Source organism: Jiangella alba, from assembly GCF_900106035.1.
GTDB classification, from domain to species: Bacteria; Actinomycetota; Actinomycetes; order Jiangellales; family Jiangellaceae; genus Jiangella; species Jiangella alba.
In genome coordinates, this window is record NZ_FNUC01000004.1 from 1694010 (window position 1) to 1708903 (window position 14894).

At 72.5% G+C, this 14894-nt stretch carries 15 protein-coding genes; 8 read left to right on the top strand and 7 right to left on the bottom strand.

Translation table 11 applies throughout. From position 1 onward, the window contains the following. Window positions 1-81: 81 nt before the first annotated feature. The 3 genes from BLV02_RS25700 to BLV02_RS25710 all read right to left on the bottom strand — a co-directional run bounded on the left by BLV02_RS25700 (window position 82) and on the right by BLV02_RS25710 (window position 3114). Complete coding sequence (locus tag BLV02_RS25700) at window positions 82-1890, bottom strand: glycoside hydrolase family protein (protein ID WP_141711347.1); 1809 nt, start codon at window positions 1888-1890, stop codon at window positions 82-84. Window positions 1891-1983: 93 nt separating this feature from the next. Further along, window positions 1984-2709 carry a FadR/GntR family transcriptional regulator gene (locus tag BLV02_RS25705; protein WP_171906619.1) on the bottom strand — a complete coding sequence of 242 codons (726 nt, stop codon included), beginning with the start codon at window positions 2707-2709 and terminating at the stop codon, window positions 1984-1986. A 138-nt stretch (window positions 2710-2847) separates the two neighbouring features. Next, window positions 2848-3114: an HPr family phosphocarrier protein gene (locus BLV02_RS25710; RefSeq protein ID WP_069108994.1), complete on the bottom strand. Its 267-nt coding sequence runs from the start codon at window positions 3112-3114 to the stop codon at window positions 2848-2850. Window positions 3115-3176: 62 nt separating this feature from the next. Between BLV02_RS25710 and BLV02_RS25715 the strand changes: the two genes are divergently transcribed. From BLV02_RS25715 to BLV02_RS25730, 4 genes are all read left to right on the top strand, one after another. Next, entirely contained in the window at window positions 3177-4388 is a 1212-nt protein-coding gene (locus tag BLV02_RS25715; protein WP_281243422.1) for an ATP-binding protein, read from the top strand. 87 nt (window positions 4389-4475) lie between these two features. Then, window positions 4476-5498: a class II fructose-bisphosphate aldolase gene (gene fbaA / locus BLV02_RS25720; RefSeq protein ID WP_069108992.1), complete on the top strand. Its 1023-nt coding sequence runs from the start codon at window positions 4476-4478 to the stop codon at window positions 5496-5498. Then, a complete protein-coding gene (locus BLV02_RS25725; RefSeq protein ID WP_069108991.1) occupies window positions 5498-5908 on the top strand; it encodes a DUF3151 domain-containing protein in 411 nt (136 codons plus the stop codon). Before fbaA ends, BLV02_RS25725 begins: the two co-directional genes overlap by 1 nt. Window positions 5909-5972: 64 nt before the next feature. Then, a complete protein-coding gene (locus BLV02_RS25730; RefSeq protein ID WP_069108990.1) occupies window positions 5973-7259 on the top strand; it encodes an adenylosuccinate synthase in 1287 nt (428 codons plus the stop codon). A gap of 10 nt (window positions 7260-7269) precedes the next feature. Here the strand turns inward: BLV02_RS25730 and BLV02_RS25735 are convergent, their stop codons facing one another. Further along, complete coding sequence (locus BLV02_RS25735) at window positions 7270-8169, bottom strand: sigma-70 family RNA polymerase sigma factor (protein WP_069108989.1); 900 nt, start codon at window positions 8167-8169, stop codon at window positions 7270-7272. A gap of 131 nt (window positions 8170-8300) precedes the next feature. Between BLV02_RS25735 and BLV02_RS25740 the strand changes: the two genes are divergently transcribed. After that, window positions 8301-9449, top strand: coding sequence for a serine hydrolase domain-containing protein (locus BLV02_RS25740; RefSeq protein ID WP_069108988.1), 1149 nt, complete (start codon window positions 8301-8303; stop codon window positions 9447-9449). A 15-nt stretch (window positions 9450-9464) separates the two neighbouring features. Then, the gene (locus BLV02_RS25745) at window positions 9465-10907 is read left to right on the top strand and encodes an MFS transporter (RefSeq protein ID WP_069108987.1); all 1443 of its coding nucleotides are present in this window, start codon (window positions 9465-9467) and stop codon (window positions 10905-10907) included. Here BLV02_RS25745 and BLV02_RS25750 read toward each other — a convergent pair. Beyond that, window positions 10904-11497: a GNAT family N-acetyltransferase gene (locus BLV02_RS25750; RefSeq protein ID WP_069108986.1), complete on the bottom strand. Its 594-nt coding sequence runs from the start codon at window positions 11495-11497 to the stop codon at window positions 10904-10906. The two genes, BLV02_RS25745 and BLV02_RS25750, sit on opposite strands and share 4 nt — an antisense overlap. Window positions 11498-11547: 50 nt before the next feature. Here BLV02_RS25750 and BLV02_RS25755 point away from each other — a divergent pair, with 50 nt between their 5' ends. Further along, window positions 11548-12135 (top strand): GNAT family N-acetyltransferase, encoded by a 588-nt coding sequence (locus BLV02_RS25755; RefSeq protein WP_069108985.1) that lies wholly within the window; start codon window positions 11548-11550, stop codon window positions 12133-12135. A gap of 102 nt (window positions 12136-12237) precedes the next feature. Here BLV02_RS25755 and BLV02_RS25760 read toward each other — a convergent pair whose 3' ends face one another. Next, window positions 12238-13014, bottom strand: coding sequence for a tyrosine-protein phosphatase (locus BLV02_RS25760; protein WP_069108984.1), 777 nt, complete (start codon window positions 13012-13014; stop codon window positions 12238-12240). Beyond that, complete coding sequence (locus BLV02_RS25765; protein ID WP_069108983.1) at window positions 13014-13895, bottom strand: LysR family transcriptional regulator; 882 nt, start codon at window positions 13893-13895, stop codon at window positions 13014-13016. The genes BLV02_RS25760 and BLV02_RS25765 overlap by 1 nt, the downstream gene beginning before the upstream one ends. 92 nt (window positions 13896-13987) lie before the next feature. On the opposite strand from BLV02_RS25765, the gene BLV02_RS25770 reads away from it, so the two are divergent. Next, window positions 13988-14893, top strand: coding sequence for a TIGR03564 family F420-dependent LLM class oxidoreductase (locus BLV02_RS25770; protein ID WP_069108982.1), 906 nt, complete (start codon window positions 13988-13990; stop codon window positions 14891-14893). Window position 14894 lies beyond the last annotated feature (1 nt).

Genomic DNA, 14894 nt, shown 5'->3' on the forward strand with positions numbered 1-14894 from the left:
GGAGGGTGCCCACCCTACGGGCGGGGACCGACAGACTCTGCGCGACCGACGTGGCGGAACGGCGGGCCGGGGGAGCGGCGCCTAGGTCTGGGCTCCCACCACCACGCCGTCGGTGTCGGACGTGAAGCGGGAGTCCTTGATGCGCAGCACCCCGGATCCGTCAGCGTGCAGGGCGCCGCCACCGAGGGGGATCAGGTTCGCCCCGTCCGCCGCGAGACCGGTGTTGCCGAACGCGGCGCTGGCGTAGAGGCTGCCGCCGTCGAAGGTCATGGTCGCGCCGGACTCGAACGTGTTCAGCGTCGCGACGACGGAGGCCTCGGCGGTCACCACCAGACGCCCGGCCGCCGACCCCGCCACGTGGTTGCCGGTGAAGACGTTGTCCGGGCCCTCGAACCGCCCGGCGAACGGCCCGGCCGGGGTGCGGAAATGGTTGCCCGCGACGTGCGCCTGCGCGCCCTTGATCCGGAACGCCGCCGCGGCGGCGGACACGAACGTGCAGTCGGTGAGCTTCAGCCCGACGCCCGCCGGCGGCGCGTTCAGCACGTAGTGCGACGCGCACTCGGCGACGTGCAGGCCGGTGATCGTGGCGTCGGCGCCGGCCACCAGCACGGCCTCGAGCGCGGCCGCGTTGCCGTGCCTGAACGAGACGTCGGCCAGCCGGATCCGGGTGCCGCCGATCCGCACCGCACGGCCGTCGGCGCCGGTACCGGTCGTCGACCCGAACCGCAGGTCCGAGAACGTGCACGCGTCGGCCAGTTCGCCGATCTCCAGGAACCGCCGCGCCGTGTCGCCGCCGCGCACACCGCGGACGTGGCTGTCCCAGACCTTCCGGGTGAAGATCACGAACGACCCGGCCCCGGCGGTGTCGCCCAGCGCGAGGCCGTCGAACCGGACCCGGTGCGCGTTGGAGACGACGACGTAGTTGTAGCCGGTCGAGTGGCAGCTGATGTCGCTGAACGCGATGTCGTGGACGTCGGCGCCGCCGAGGTCCTCGGTGCTGGTGGTGCCGCCGGGATAGTAGGAGAGGTCGACGCCGGCGGTCTGGCCCTCGATGCTGATGACGGCGAACGTGGACCGCGGCTCGGTGGCCGCCTCGAACACCGTCACGTCGCGGCAGCGGATGTTCGAGCAGTGGTACTGGAACGTCAGCGCCTTGCGCCCGATGCGGGAGAAGTAGAGGTTGTCGACCTGCACGTCGCGGCAGAACGAGCCGCCGAGGCCGTTGTCGTTCGACCCGTTGCCGGTGTCGAGGTGCAGCCCGCTGACCCGCACGCCCCGCACGTAGCGCTGCGGCGGCCCGGACGGCGTCGACGGCGCGGCGCCGTGGATCCCCAGCAGTTCGCCCGCCCCGCCCGGCCCCGACGCCAGCGTGATCCGCGACCGCAGCCCGTCGCCGAACCAGTACGTGCCGTCGGCCAGCAGGCTGATCGAGTCCGTCGTCAGGTACGCGCCGTCCACCCCCGGCACGTACACCGTCCCGCCTCGCCGGGCGGCCGCCTGAAGCGCGAGGGTGTCGTCGGTCCCGGTGCCGGCCGCCACGTCGTAGTCGCCGACGGCGCCCAGCGCCTTCACCGACACCACGTCGTCGGCCAGCTCCCACCAGGCGCCGTCGCGGGTGCGCAGGTGCCAGCGGTCCGGCTCGGCCGGCGCCGCGTCGAGCCGGCGGTACAGCGCGCCGCCGCCGTCGCCGGCCTCGGCGTAGCCGAACGTGCGCAGCGCCCGCGCCCGGCCGTTGACGATCGCCTGCTCCGCCGCCGCCCGCGACGACACCGTCAGCGCCTCGCTCCCGGCCGGGTCGGCGGCGAAAGCCGGCCCCGCGGCCGCCGCACCCGCACCCACCGCTCCCGCGGCTCCCAGCAACGAACGTCGGGTCATCGGCGACACGGACATGGCAACTCCTCGAAGGCATCGATGCGAACGGAAGAGAGCAGCGTGCGGCCGAGCACGGACCGCGAACGGCCGGTGCTCGAGAAGAGGGAGAACCTAGAGCGGCCTGGTGCGGTCGAGCCGGGTCAGGATCGGCGCGTAGTGGTCGGACAGGGCGTCGTGGACGGCCGCGACGTCGCCGTCGAGCACGGCCCGGTAGATGGCGTCGTGCTGGCGGTAGGTGTCGGACGGCCGGTCGTCGGCGATCTCGGCGCGCTGCGACACCGCGCGGCTCATCGTCAGCCAGAACGCGTCGAGCAGTTTGAGCGCGACGGCGTTGCCGGCGTCGGCGAAGAGGGTGCGGTGGAACCGGCGGTCCTCGTCGAGGACGTCGGCGCCGCGGTCGGACTTCTCCTTCATCTCGCTGACGATCTGCTCGAGCTCGGACCGGGTGCGGTCGGTCATGTCGCGCACGGCCCGCTCGATGAGGTCGTTCTCGACGGCGCGGCGCACCTCGAGCAGGTCGGCCAGCTCGCTGAAGTCGAACAGCAGGTTGAACGGGAGGTTGTCGATGAGCAGGGACAGCGAGAAGTCCTTGACGAACACGCCGCTGCCACGCCGGGTCTCGAGGATGCCGAGGGACACCAGCCCCTTGACCGCCTCGCGGACGGAGTTGCGGCTGACGCCGAGCTGCTGGGCCAGCGCGCCCTCGGCCGGTAGGCCGTCGCCGGCGCGCAGTCCGTTGGTGAGGATGTAGTCGCGCAGCGCCGCCTGCACCGACTCGTGCAGGCTCGGCGGCCGCGGCAGCGCCGTCAGTTGCGTGAGCTGGTCCCCCTGGGCCACGTGAAACTCCTCCCGGCATGGCGTTGATTTGTAGGATAACCGAGCAATGTCCGGGACCACAAGCGCGCCCGGACCCCACCCATAAACGACGACGCTGCAGGTGGACGGGCCACCTGCAGCGTCGCGCGAGAGTACGGACTACTCGTCGAGGTCGCGTTCCAGCAGCGCGACGAGGGCGTCGAGGGCGTCGTCGGCCTTCTCGCCCTCGGCGGACAGGATCACCTGGTCGCCCTGCTCGACACCGAGCGTCATGATCGACAGGATGCTCGACGCGTCGACCGGGTCTCCGTCGGGTTTGCGGATCGACACCTTGGTGGGCTGTTCCGCGGCGGCCTTGACGAAGACCGCGGCGGGCCGGGCGTGCAGACCGGCCTTGCTTGCGACGACTGCGGTGCGCTCAGGCACGGCGTCTCCTCTGCTGAGCTCGTGGGTAAAGCGACCCCCAGCATATCCGCAGGTCCTGCCCAGTGTCGCAGCTCCACGGTCCACGCGCCGCGGGCAAGACGACATCGGCCATGCGGCTCGCGGCGAGCGTGCTGCGGCTCGACACGCCGGCCGTGGCTCAGGTGGTCCAGGCCGACCCCGACGCCGCGCTGCGGCGCATGGACGAGCCGCTGCTCATCGACGAGTGGCAGGAGGTGCCGGCCGTCCTCGGCGCCGTGAAGCGCGCGGTCGACGCCGATCCCCGGCCCGGCCGGTTCCTCCTGACCGGCAGCGTCGACGCCGATCCCGCCGCGACCACGTGGCCGGGGACGGGGCGCGTGGTGCGGCAGGCGATGTATCCCATGGCTCGCCGGGAGATCGACGGGACCGCTGACGGCGCCGGGCTGCTGGCCGCCGTCGTCGCTGGGAATCTCGACGAGGTCCGGGTCCCCGCCGGCGCGGCCGACCTCGACGAGTACGTGGACCTGGCGCTGCGGGGCGGCTTCCCGGAACCGGTGTTCCGGCTGCCCGAGCGGCTGCATCGGGAATGGTACGACGGCTACGTCGACCAACTCGTCACTCGCGATGCGAAGCAGATCGCCGACCGCAGGCCGGCGCTGTTGCGGCAGTACCTCGAGGTGCTGGCGCTGTCGACGGCCGGGCTGCCGGCCGGCACGACCCTGTTCGAAGCCGCGGGCATCAACAAGGAGACCGCGCGGGCCTACGACGATCTCCTGCAGAGTCTGTTCGTCTACGAGCCGGTCCGGCCCTGGCTGTCGAACCGTCTGAGTCGGCTGCTGAAGCGGCCGAAGCGCTATCTGCTCGACGCCGGGCTCGCCGCGGCCGCTGGCCGATTCGACGCCTCGGCCGTCCTCAGCGACGCGGATCTGCTCGGCCGGACGTTGGACACGTTCGTGGCGGCCCAGCTCAGGCCGGAGTTGATGACCGTCGCTGGAAGGCCGAGACTGCACCACCTGCGGGCCGAGGGCGGGCGGCGGGAGGCCGCTCTGGTCGTCGACCTCGGGAACGGGCGCGTCATCGGCATCGAGGTCAAAGCGACCTCGGCGCCGACGTCACGAGACGCGCGGCACCTGGCGTGGTTGCGCGAGCAACTCGGTGAGTCGTTCGTCCGAGGCGTCGTCCTCCACACCGGACCGCTCCCGTTCGAGCTCGACGAGCGCATCTGGGCGATCCCGATCTGCGCGTTCTGGGGGACGCCCGCGGACGGGTTTCGCGTTACCACCGGGTTACAGTGAATACTGGGCCTGACATGCGTGCCCCCCGTAGACGTGGGGCTGAGCCCGGGCGGCTGGGTACTGCCGCCCGACCGGAACGGAGCGTCTATGCCCATCGCCACTCCCGAGGTCTACGCCGAGATGATCGACCGGGCCAAGAACGGCTCGTTCGCCTATCCCGCCATCAACGTGACGTCGTCGCAGACGATCAACGCGGCGATCCGCGGGTTCGCCGAGGCCGAGAGCGACGGCATCATCCAGATCTCCACCGGGGGTGCCGAGTACATCTCCGGCCCGACGATCAAGGACCGCGTCCGCGGCGCCGTCGCGTTCTCCGCGTTCGCCCACGAGGTGGCGCAGAGCTACGACGTCCAGATCGCGCTGCACACCGACCACGCGCCGCTCGACGCCGTCGAGCACTGGGTGAAGCCGCTGCTCGAGCTGTCCGCCACCCGGGTGAAGAACGGCGGCGCGCCGCTGTTCAACTCGCACATGTGGGACGGCTCGGCCGTGCCGCTCGATCAGAACCTCAAGGTCGCCGAGGAGCTGCTGGCGCTGTCGGCCGAGGCCAACACCATTCTCGAGATCGAGGTCGGCGTCGTCGGCGGCGAAGAGGACGGCGTCGCCCACGAGATCAACGAGAAGCTGTACACCACCGTCGAGGACGGCCTGGCCACCGCCGAGGCGCTCGGCCTGGGCGAGCGCGGCCGCTACATCGTGGCGCTGACGTTCGGCAACGTGCACGGCGTCTACAAGCCGGGCAACGTCAAGCTGCGTCCTGAGATCCTGCGCGACATCCAGCAGGCGGTCGGCGAGCGCTACGGCAAGGACAAGCCGTTCGACCTCGTCTTCCATGGCGGCTCCGGCTCGACGGCCGAGGAGATCGGCGCGGCGGTCGACTACGGCGTCATCAAGATGAACATCGACACCGACACCCAGTACGCCTTCACGCGTCCGGTCGTGTCGCACATGTTCACCAACTACGACGGTGTGCTGAAGGTCGACGGCGAGGTGGGCAACAAGAAGGCCTACGACCCGCGGGCGTGGGGCAAGCTGGCCGAGACGGGCCTCGCCGAGCGCGTCGTCGAGGCGACTCAGCAGCTGCGGTCGGCCGGTCAGAAGATTCGCTGATGCCGGGCGAGAACCTGATGGCGGGGCCGCCCGAGACGCTGCTGCCCGACGACCCCGCGGCCCGCGAGGCGCTGGAGTCGGGCGTCGACGCCGCCACGGTGGCGGCGGCCCATCCCGCCTACTCGGCGGCGTGGGCCGACCTCGCCGACCGCGCGTTCACGGCCGGCGACGCGGTGACGTCCTACGCCTACGCGCGCACGGGCTACCACCGCGGCCTCGACCAGTTGCGGCGGGCCGGCTGGCGCGGCCAGGGACCGGTCCCGTGGGCGCACCAGCCCAACCGCGGGTTCCTGCGGTCGCTGAACGCGCTCGGCCGGGCCGCCGAGGCCATCGGCGAGACCGACGAGGCCGCCCGCTGCGCGCAGTTCCTGCGCGACTCCAGCGCCGAGGCCGCTGAAGCGCTCGGCTGACCGTGCGGGGGGCCGTCTCGGTCCCCCGCACGACTCCGCACCTCGACACAGGGGGACACACCGCATGCCCGCAATCGTGCTCGTCGGCGCCCAGTGGGGCGACGAAGGCAAGGGGAAGGCCACCGACCTCATCGGCGGCCAGGTCGACTACGTCGTGAAGTTCAACGGCGGCAACAACGCCGGCCACACCGTCGTCATCGACGGCGAGACCTACGCGCTGCACCTGCTGCCGTCGGGCATCCTGACGCCGAGCGTCACGCCGGTCATCGGCAACGGCGTCGTCATCGACCTCGCCGTCCTGTTCGAGGAGCTCGACGGGCTCGAGGCCCGCGGCGTCGACACGTCGAAGCTGGTCGTGAGCGCCAACGCGCACCTGATCCCGTCGTACAACCGCACGCTCGACAAGGTCACCGAGCGGTTCCTCGGCAAGCGCCGCATCGGCACCACCGGCCGCGGCATCGGCCCCACCTACGCCGACAAGATGTCGCGGGTCGGCCTGCGGGTGCAGGACCTCTTCGACGAGAAGATCCTGCGGCAGAAGGTCGAAGGCGCGCTGGAGCAGAAGAACCAGCTGCTGGTGAAGGTCTACAACCGGCGCGCGGCCAGCGTCGACGAGGTGGCCGACGAGCTGCTGGGCTACGCCGACCGGCTGCGGCCCATGGTCACCGACACCGCGCTGCTGCTCGACCAGGCGCTCACCGACGGCAAGGTCGTCATCATGGAGGCCGGGCAGGCCACCCTCCTGGACGTCGATCACGGCACCTACCCGTTCGTCACCTCGTCCAACGCGACGGCGGGCGGCGCCAGCACCGGCTCGGGCATCCCGCCCACGCGCATCGACGGCGTCATCGCGGTGCTCAAGGCGTACACCACCCGGGTCGGCGAGGGCCCGTTCCCGACGGAGCTGTTCGGCGACGACGGCGACCGCCTGCGCAAGGCGGGCGGCGAGTTCGGCACGACGACCGGACGCCCGCGCCGCTGCGGGTGGCTCGACACCGTCATCGGCCGCTATGCCACCCGCATCAACGGCACCACCGACCTCGTGGTGACGAAGCTCGACGTGCTGACCGGCTACGACCCGGTGCCGGTGTGCGTGGCGTACGAGATCGACGGCGTCCGGCACGACGAGATGCCGATGACGCAGACGGAGTTCCACCACGCCGTGCCGGTCTACGAGTACTTCGAGGGCTGGGACGACGACATCAGCGGCGCCCGCACGCTGTCCGACCTCCCGCCGGCCGCGCGCCGCTACCTCGAGGCCGTCGAGGACCTGTGCAAGGCGCCGATCTCCGCGGTCGGCGTGGGGCCGGGCCGCGAGCAGATCGTCGCGGTGCGCGACCTCGTCCGCTGACGCCTCCGGCTCAACCTCGGTGGGGCTCGCCGAGCCCGGTGAGGTCGAGGGTGGCCAGCCGCTCGGGATCGGACAGGATCTCGATCGCGCTGATCCTGCCGTTGGTGACGGTGAGGCTCATGACCGAGAGCAGTTCGCCGTCCAGGGTGTTGACCAGCCCTGCCGTCCCGTTGACCAGCGCCGGACGGCTGGTCGCCAAGGTCGCCATGCGGTGGAAGACGGCCGCCTGGCCGGACACCGCTTCGCTGCCGCTGAGGACTCGCATGCCGCCGGGCCGGGCGCTGCCGCCGTCGACGCGCAGCACGACCTCGGGGTCGAGGACGGCCACGAGGGCGCCGAAGTCGCCGTTGCGCGCGGCAGCGAGGAAGGCGTCGGCGACACGGCGCTGAACGACCGGGTCGGGCTCGGGTTCGGGCACGCTGCCCTGGAGCCGTAGCCGGGCTCGGCTGGCGAGCTTGCGGGCCGCGATCGGGGAGCGGTCGACGATGCGGCCGATCTCGTCGAACGGGACACCGAACATGTCGTGCAGGACGAAGGCCAGCCGTTCGGGAGGGCTCAGCGAGTCCAGGACGACCAGCAGGGCCAGCCCGACCGAGTCGGCGATCACCGCCTGGTGCTCGGGGTCGGTGGCCGGTTCGCTGACGATCGGGTCCGGCAGGCGGGGCTCCAGCGGGAGCTCGCCCCGCTTCGCGCGGGAGCGCAGCATGTCCAGGCAGACCCGGCCGACGGCGGTGGTCAGCCAACCGCCGAGGTTGCCGATCGAGTCGAACTCGGAGCGGACGAGCCGCAGCCATGCCTCCTGGACGGCGTCGTCGGCCTCGGCCAGGGAGCCGAGCATCCGGTAGCTCACTGTCCTGAGACGCGGGCGGTGCTCTTCGAAAAGTCCGGCCAGGACGTCGTGCTCGTTCATGGTCCTCTCTCCTGCCGCCGACGCGGCACCTGCATCTCTGACGTTCTGCGGGCCGCCGGTGTGACCGCGTCCGGTCACGTTCGCCGTCACCGGTTCGACATAGCCGTGACCGACGAACCGAGACGGAAGAGATGAGCGAGATGGAGATCTACGGGACGGTGGCCGACGGCTTCGAAGCGGTGCGGGACGAGTTCGCCGCCGCGATGGCCGCCGGGGGCGATGCGGCCGAGGCGCAGCTCTCCGCGTACCTGAACGGCCGGAAGGTGGTCGATCTGTGGGCCGGCGAAGGGGTCACGGGCGACACGCTCACCGGGGTGTACTCCTCGACCAAGGGCGCGGCGACGCTGCTGGTGGCGCTGCTGACGCAGGAGGGTGTGCTCGACCTGGACGAGCCCGTGGCCACGCGCTGGCCCGAGTTCGCCGTTGCCGGCAAGGCCGGGATCACGTTGCGCGACGTGCTCTCGCACCGGTCCGGCGTGATCGGGGTCGACGGCGGGCTGACGGCGAGCGAGCTCGCCGATGACCAGGTGATCGCGGCGCGACTGGCCGGGCAGCGTCCCTACTGGCGCCCGGGCACCGCCTGCGGCTACGGCGGGTTCGTGTCGTTCGCGATCGTCGGCGAGGTGGTCCGGCGGGCCACCGGCCGGTCCCTGCAGGAGCTCTTCGAGGAACGCGTCCGCGCACCCCACGGGCTCGACGTCCATCTCGGCCTCCCGGAGGCACTGGAGCACCGGTACCGGAAGGTGCTGCCGGGACTGGCCGACCCCGAGGAGCTCGCCGCGTTCTGGGCGAACGTCCCGGGCCCGCACAGCATCACCGGCATCGGGTACGGCCTCAACTCCACGCCGCCACTCGACCAGGTCGCCTTCCTCAACACCCGGCGGGTCAGGGCGCTGGGCCAGGCGTCCGCGGGCGGCGTGGGTAGTGCACGGGGGCTGGCCGGCATGTATGCGGTGGCCGTGTCCGGGCTGGACGGCCGTGCCCCGCTGCTCGGGCCCGACATCGTCGACGAGTTCAGCATGCTCCACTCGACCGGCGGCGACCTGGTCGTCGGTGCTCGAGGCCAGTACTCGCTGGGGTTCCAGGCCAAAGGGTTGCGTTACACCTTCCTGAGCGCTCGGGCGTTCGGCCACAACGGCTCGGCCGGCTCCGAAGCCTTCGCCGATCCGCGCAGTGGGCTCACCTTCGGCTACACCCGCCGCCGATTCTCCTTCGACTGGTCCTATCCCGAACACGACCGGCTGGCGGTCGCGGTTCACCGCGCCGCCGCCGGCTCCTGACGAAGGCGGCGCCCGATGAACTCGCACACCCTTGCGCGCCCCGAGGACGGGAAGACCGGCCGGGCCCTCCTGGTGATCGCGGCGGCGCAGCTGCTGATCGTGATGGACGGCACCATCGTGACCGTCGGCCTGCCGGTCATCGGCTCGGGCCTGGGTATCGCCCGGGCCGACCTGGACTGGGTGCTGACGGCCTACGCGCTGGCCTTCGGCGGGATGCTGCTGGCCGGCGGCCGCGCCGGTGACGTCTTCGGCCGCCGCCGTCTGTTCCGCGCCGGGCTGGTGGTGATCCTGCTGGCGTCCCTGCTGGGCGGTGCCGCCCAGGACGGCGCCACGCTCATCGTCGCGCGAGTGCTGCAGGGTGTCGGCGGTGCCGTCGTCGCCCCCGCGGCCCTGTCGCTGCTCGCCGACACCTTTCCCGCCGGCCCCCGGCGCAACCGAGCACTCGGCGTGTACGGGGCGATGGGTGGCCTGGGCTCGGTGGTCGGCCTGCTGCTGGGCGGCGCGCTGACCGAGTACCTGGGCTGGCGATGGATCATGTTCATCAACGTCCCCCTCGCGCTGGCGGTGCTCGCCGGCACGTTCACCCTGATCCCCGGCACCCGCAAACGCGGCGGCATCGACCTGCCCGGCGCCGTCACCGTCACGCTCGCGCTCGGTTCGCTGGTCTATGCGATCAGCCGAGCCGGATCCGACGGTCTGACCGACGAGCTGACTCTGGCCTTCGCCGCGATCGCCCTGGTGCTGGGGTTCGCGTTCGTCGTCATCCAACGCAGCGTGCGTACCCCGATGCTCCCGGCGAGCGTGCTGGCCGACCGCGGCCGACTCGGCGCCAACCTGGTCATGTTGCTGATGGGCGCCGGCCAGCTGGCCACCTTCTACTTCCTCACCCTCTACATGCAAACGATCAAGGAATACTCGCCGATGCTCACCGGGCTGGCCTACCTGCCGTTCGCACTCGGCATCGGCATCGGCTCCGGGGCCGTCGGCCCCCGGCTGCTGGCCCGCACCTCCCCTCGCGCCGCCCTGGGTGCCGCCATGACCGTGGCGGCCGCCGCGATGGTCTGGTTCAGCATGCTCACCCCCGACCAGAACGCCCTGACCGTGCTGCTGCCTGCTCAGCTGGTCGCAGGCATCGGCCTGGGCATCGGGTTCGTGGCGGCCACGATCGGGGGCGTGCAGGACGTCGCTCCCGACGATTCGGGCATCGCATCCGGACTCATCAACACCAGTCAGCAGATCGGCGGCGCGCTGGGCCTGGCCGCGCTGGCCAGCGTTGCCGTCAACGCCACCGGGCGCCAGCCCGCGACTACAGCACTCCCGGAAGCGCTCGCCCACGGCTACAGCGCCGGCCTGCTCGGTGCCGCGGCGTTCTACCTGGCCGCCGTGCTCGCCGCCGTCCTGCTGATCCGCCCACGCTCGCGCAGGCCGCGTTCACTCGTCACGGGGAACGACGTCTAGGTCGTCGGACGGCCCATCGTGCGGCCGTTCGGCGACTGGTACAGCGTCTGGAAGCCCATCCGCTCGTAGAACGCGATGGCGCGGGTGTTGCCCGCGCCGACGCCGAGGTGGACGGCGGGCGCGCCGGCCGCGTGCAGCGCCGCCAGCAGCCGTTCCATCAACGCCCGGCCCATGCCCTGGCCCTGCGCGCGGGGCAGCAGGTCGATGTGCAGGTGGGCCGGGTACTTCGCGACGATCTCGGGGTCGGCCGTGTGCGACTCGTACAGCCGCTGGACGTAGGCGGCGTCGCGGGTGCCGGCCGGGAACGAGCCGGGCGGGTACTTCTCCCGCAGCGGCGGCCACCACTCCCGCTCGCAGACCCGCTCGAACGCCGGGGTGTCGCGCACGCCCAGCACGTAGCCGGCCGGTGCGCCGTCGTCGATGACGAAGGCCAGGTCCGGCTCGTAGCGCAGGTACGGCCCGACGAAGTGCTCGCCGAGCAGCCGGGGGTCGGCGAACTGGCCGGTGGCGTCGCCGCCGTTGTCGCCGGTGCGCAGGCAGATGTCGTAGAGCGCGTCGGTGTCGGCGGGCTCGTACGGCCGGATGGTCACGCGGTGGTCCCTTCTTCGGTCGAGTCTCGACGGTAGGCGAAGATGGGCACGTGTCCATCATCGCCGCCGTCCCGCTGGCCAACGCCTGGATCGAGCTGGAGCCGCTGTCGTCGGCGCATCTCGGTGACCTCGAGGCCGCCGTGTCCGAGCCGGACGAGCTGTTCCGCTGGGTGTCCGCGTGGCGGCCGGGGCCGGACGGGCTGGCCGGAGCGCTGGACCGCGCGCTGGCGATGGCCGCTCACGGCGACCTCGCGCCGTGGGTGATCAGGCGCCGCGCCGACGGCCGCGTCGTCGGGGCGACGTCCTACCTCGACATCGATGCCGGGAACCGGCGGGTCGAGGTGGGCGCCACCTGGATCGGGCCGGCGTGGTGGCGCACCGAGGTCAACACCGCGACGAAACTGCTGGTCATCGGGCACGCGTTCGAGACGCTGGGCCTGGAGCGGGTGGCGCTGAAGACCGACCACCTCAACGTCCGGTCGCAGCGGGCGATCGAGCGGCTCGGCGCGCGGCGCGAGGGCGTGCTGCGTCACCACATGCGCCGCGCCGACGGCAGCTGGCGCGACACCGTCTACTACTCGATCCTCAGCGCCGAATGGCCCAGGGTGCGGGAGACCCTCCTCACCGCTTTGCAATGAGCACCGATACGCACCACCTGACGGCTCGGGCGTGACGGTGCGTATTGGTGCTCATTGCAAAGCACGACGAAACGCGGCAGTGCTGGCCCGCTGACGCCGGCGTCAGCCGACCAGCCGGGTACGCAGCGCGGCGGTCTCGGCGTCGGTCCAGCCGTGCCGCGCCAGCCAGCCGGCCGGACTGCCGAACTCGGTGTCGATGAAGTCGAGGAACGTGTGCATGGACTCGGCACGCGGCAGGTTCGCGTCGTTGGGACGCCCCTCGAGGTCGGCGGCGTAGGTGGCCGTGGCCTTGAGGCGGGTCATGATGGCGTCGACCCGCTCGCCGGTCTGGACGTAGTCGTCGACGACGGCCTGGCGGTCGACGCCGACGACGGACAGCGCCAGCGCGCACACGACACCGGTGCGGTCCTTGCCGGCCGCGCAGTGCACCAGCGTGGAGCCGCCGGACGTCGTCATGGTGCGCAGCGCCGCCACGACGTTGCCGGGCCGGTGCCGCAGGTAGTTGGTGTAGTAGACGCCGGCGTTCACCCAGATGGCCTCTTCGTCGTCCTGGCCGGTCCACGGCAGCACGCTGTCGGCCTCGACGTCGGTGGTGGTGCCGACCTCGGGGTAGAGGGAGAGGTGGTGGATGGTGACGTCGGGGACGCGGGTCAGCGGGCCGGGGCCCTCGGACGTCACCTCGTACGTCGTGCGCAGGTCGACGACGTCGCGCAGACGGTGCTCGCCGGTGAGCCGGTCGATGTCGTCGCCGATGAGGTCCTGCAGGTTGTCCGAGCGCAGCACCTGGCCGAACCGGGTGGCGCCGCCGTCGGTGGTGGGCAGCCCGCCGAGATCGCGGACGTTGACCGCGCCGACGAGGTCGATCCATCGTTCGCTCATCAGCGTCCACCGTAGTCGATGATGTCGGGTCCGCCGAAGGCCGCCACCAGCCCGGCCCGGCAGTCCGCCGGCGTCCGCGCCGACGTCACGACGACGCCCGGCAGCGGCAGCGGCGGATCGAACCGGACGGTGCGCACGCCGGCGGGCGGCGGCGGCCCGCTGGCCGGGATCGGAGCCCATTGGTCGCTGCTGCCGGCCAGCTCCAGCAGGGTCCGTTCGACGGTGCCCGCCGGGCGGTCCGGCAGCGGCCGCACCCCGGCGCCGGCCAGCAGCCGGTGGAACGGCCCGTCGCACTGCGGCGCGGGCAGCCGGGCCGGGTGACCGGCGAGGTCGGCGACGCGCACGGCGTCGGCGCCGGCCCGCGGATGCCCGGCCGGGAGCGCCGCCACGACCTCGTCGGACCACGCCTGCGTGGCGACCAGGTCGTCGTCGCTCTCAACGGCGCCGCGGAGGAGGACGGCGTGCAGGTCGCCGCGGCGCAGCGCGTCGAGGTGGGCGCTCACCGGGCCGTCGGCGAACGTCACCGCGAGGTCCGGCCGGTCCGCCCGCAGCGTCGTCAGCCCGCGCTCGACCCGTCGCTCCAGCCCGGCGCCGGCGCCGAGGCGCAGCACGCCGGAGCGTCCGGCCAGCTCGGCCGCCAGCGTCGCGGTGTCGGCGGCCGCGGCCAGCACCAGGCGGGCCCGCTCGAGCAGCCGGCGGCCGTCGTCGGTCAGCCGCACGTGGCGCGACGAGCGGTCGAACAGCCGCACGCCGAACTCCCGCTCCAGCCGGCCGATCTGCTGGCTGACCGCGGGCTGGACGATGTGCAGCCGCTCGGCGGCGCGGCCGAAGTGCAACTCCTCGGCGACCGCGACGAAGTACCTGAGCTGGCGCAGCTCCACGCTCGACCTCCCGGCGCCGATCACCGGACGTGATCGCTGCACAGCACAACTGGCCGTTGGTCCGGCCTGTTCCGCCGGCTTTGACTGGGCCCATGCGAATCGGAGTGTGGATCGACGATGACGGCGTGAGCGTCGCGACCGTGGCCGAACGGGCCCGGGCGGCCGCCGCGGCCGGGTACGAGACCGTGTGGCTGAGCGAGCGCTCCGGCTGGGATCCGCTGACGCTGCTGACGGCGATCGGCCCGGCCGTGCCGGACGTGCGGCTGGGCACCGGAATCGTCCGCACCCATCCGCGGCACCCGCTGGCGCTGGCCGCCCAGGCACTGACGGCGCAGGCGGCGACCGGCGGGCGGCTCGTGCTGGGCGTCGGGCCGAGCCACGCGCCGATCATCGAGGGGCAGTACGGGCTGTCGTTCGAGCGGCCGGCCCGGCACACCCGCGAGTACCTGACGGTGTTGCGGCCGTTGCTGCGCGGCGAGCCGGTCGCGTACTCCGGCTCCACGCTGACGGTGAACGGGCAGGTGGGCGTGGCCGGGACGGTGACGGCGCCGCCGGTGCTGGTGGCCGCGCTCGGACCGGCGATGCTGCGGGTGGCCGGCGAGCTGGCCGACGGCACCGTCACCACCTGGGCAGGGCCCCGCTCGATCGGCGAGCACGTCGTCCCGGCGCTCACCGCCGCCGCTGCCGCGGCCGGGCGCGAACGGCCCGCCGTCGTCGCCGGGGTGTGCGTCGCCGTGACCGACGACCCCGGCGGCGCCCGCGACTGGGTGCAGCAGTACTTCGGCATGGCCGGCGACCTGCCGGCCTACCGGGTCCAGCTGGACCGCGAAGGCGTCCGGACCCCCGCCGAGACGGTGATCGCCGGTGACGAGGCGACCGTCCGCCGGGCGTTCCGGGCGCTCGCCGACGCCGGCACGGACGAGCTGCAGGTGCTCCCGGTCGGGTCGGCGACGGACCAGGTGCGGACACTGGAAGTGGCGGCGCGACTGGCCCGATAGG